General features: G+C 34.6%; 2 protein-coding genes. One reads left to right on the top strand and one right to left on the bottom strand.

Annotated features, from left to right (window positions below; all coding sequences use genetic code 11):
- Positions 1 to 17: 17 nt before the first annotated feature.
- Positions 18 to 704 carry a hypothetical protein gene (locus JO950_RS21720; RefSeq protein ID WP_202704512.1) on the bottom strand — a complete coding sequence of 229 codons (687 nt, stop codon included), beginning with the start codon at positions 702 to 704 and terminating at the stop codon, positions 18 to 20.
- A gap of 253 nt (positions 705 to 957) precedes the next feature.
- Between JO950_RS21720 and JO950_RS21715 the strand changes: the two genes are divergently transcribed.
- Positions 958 to 1,716 carry a response regulator transcription factor gene (locus JO950_RS21715; protein ID WP_202704511.1) on the top strand — a complete coding sequence of 253 codons (759 nt, stop codon included), beginning with the start codon at positions 958 to 960 and terminating at the stop codon, positions 1,714 to 1,716.
- The last annotated feature ends 449 nt before the right edge of the window (positions 1,717 to 2,165 follow it).

Raw genomic sequence — 2,165 nt, 5'->3', positions numbered from 1 at the left:
CAGGTTTTCAAATTCTACTACACCAAAGTGTAGTTCAATTGGTTAGCCTTAAATACTACCTTATTGGGTAGTTTATCTTTTACAGACGAAAGCTCAAAATCTTCCGGTGTAACCAAATGTTTGTTCTCGTTATAGAAAGCAATAAGCCCATTATAGGACATCGATACAGGAATGGTTTCTGATCCCAGGTATTCGATTGATTTGCCCACAATTTTTACTTTGATGCCCATTAGGGTTAGCACGCGAAGCAGTTTGGCATCGATTTCAGCAAAGGCCATATTGTCTTCGTGTTTGCAAACCGGTGCAATGGCACAAACCAATAGTTTTTTTAGAAGGTTAACATCACGAACACCTTTTTTGATGGCAAAACGTCCAATGTGCCAGATTTCATTGATGGCATCTCCTTCTGCACATAAGAAAGGGTTGATACCAAACATTTTTTGAATGGGAAGCGGGGTAATGAAGTCCCATTTTAGAACTCTGATGGTTCCGGTAAAGTCTCCCAGTTCGTTTTTGAATGCGAATATTTTGGAGTTTTCAAGGAAGTTCATTTCTTCTTTGTAAACGGCATCAATATCTTTTTGATAGTGGCTTGGAAAAACTTCATTAGAGTGATGATTGAAGTTTTCTGTGACTACAAATTTTGACATACGGAAGATGTCATTTTGATTCATTTCTGTGTGGTGGTTTTTGGCGAGTTTCATAGTATTTGTTTTCTCCAAAACTATCACCACAATTTACGCTTCCTATTACACAAAATACTAGTTCACAGTATTTTAATCAAAAACCACCCTTAAGTGTAGTTTTTGATAACGAATTTAAGAAGAAAAAAAGCGGCCAAAAAACCAAATATCATTTTTATTGAAATGAAGTTAAATTCGTATAGAAATAAAATTATTTTAACATCATATCTCCAATTTTTCCTATATTCACAACCTGTTAAAAAACTATTAAAATATGGTAATTGAAAACGACTTTTTTTCCTCAAACAACACCGTTCAAAAGATCTCTGAAGATGAAAAAGGCAGACTGGGAGATTATTTAGAACTGGTCAAAGCATTTGCCAGAACAACTTACAGCAGTATTTATATTATTGATTACGAAAAAAAGGGGTTTGAGTATGTGTCCGAAAATCCATTATTCTTGTGTGATCACACCCCGGCTGAGGTTCAGGAACTCGGATATGCCTTTTATTTTAAGTATGTAGTCAAAGAAGATCTCGATTTATTACTAAAGATCAATACCATAGGTTTTGACTTTTATCAAAACATTCCTGTAGAAGAACGCCTGAATCACACCATTTCCTATGACTTCCGCTTAAAAAATCCCAATGGAAAAACTTTTTTGGTGAATCAAAAACTGACTCCTGTTTTCCTGACCAATGACGGTAAAATCTGGAAATCGATTTGTATTATCTCGCTTTCTTCTGAATTGCAGTCGGGGAATATTAAAATTTATAAAAAAGGGGAAAATAAAATCTTCAGCTATGACCTTGAAGGAGGCTTTTGGAAGGTGCTGAAAAAGATAGAACTGACCAGCCGTGAGAAGGAGGTTTTGCAATATTCTATCAGGGGTTTTACCATTGCCAACATGGCTGAAAGTATGTTTGTATCGGCTGATACCATTAAGTTTCACAAGAGAAAGTTGTTCACCAAACTAGGGGTAGGAAATATTGCTGAGGCCATCGCTTATGCCACCAGTAATAAACTGATTTAATATTCTTTTATTCCTTTTAAAAACTATGTTTCTATGCGTTGAGTGTTTTTCACGCAGATCTTGCAGATTTCTTAGCTGTTGGCTCTTTGTTGGAGTATTGTTTTAACACATAGAAACATAGATTTTTTTACCTTTGAAGAAACTATGTCTCTATGTGTAAAATCATTTTTCATGCAGATTGCACAAGTTTTGTAATCTTTTTAATCCGTTAATCTGTGGCGATTATTAAACACATAGATACATAGCTTTTCTAACTGAAATTAAGGCGTTTCACTTTTAATAAAACACAGAGCGTTATAGTAGAGGAATGTATTTCTATGAGACACTCTTTACTCTTTACTCTTCACTCTTCACTCTTCACTCTTTACTCTTTACTCTTTACTCTTTACTCTTTACTCTTTACTCTTTACTCTTTACTCTTTACTCTTTACTCTTTACTCTTTACTCTT

This window comes from Flavobacterium sp. UGB4466, from assembly GCF_903469665.1.
Taxonomy (GTDB): Bacteria; Bacteroidota; Bacteroidia; order Flavobacteriales; family Flavobacteriaceae; genus Flavobacterium; species Flavobacterium lipolyticum.
The sequence above is the reverse complement of the archived record's forward strand: the minus strand, read 5'-3'. Positions and strand labels throughout refer to the sequence as shown.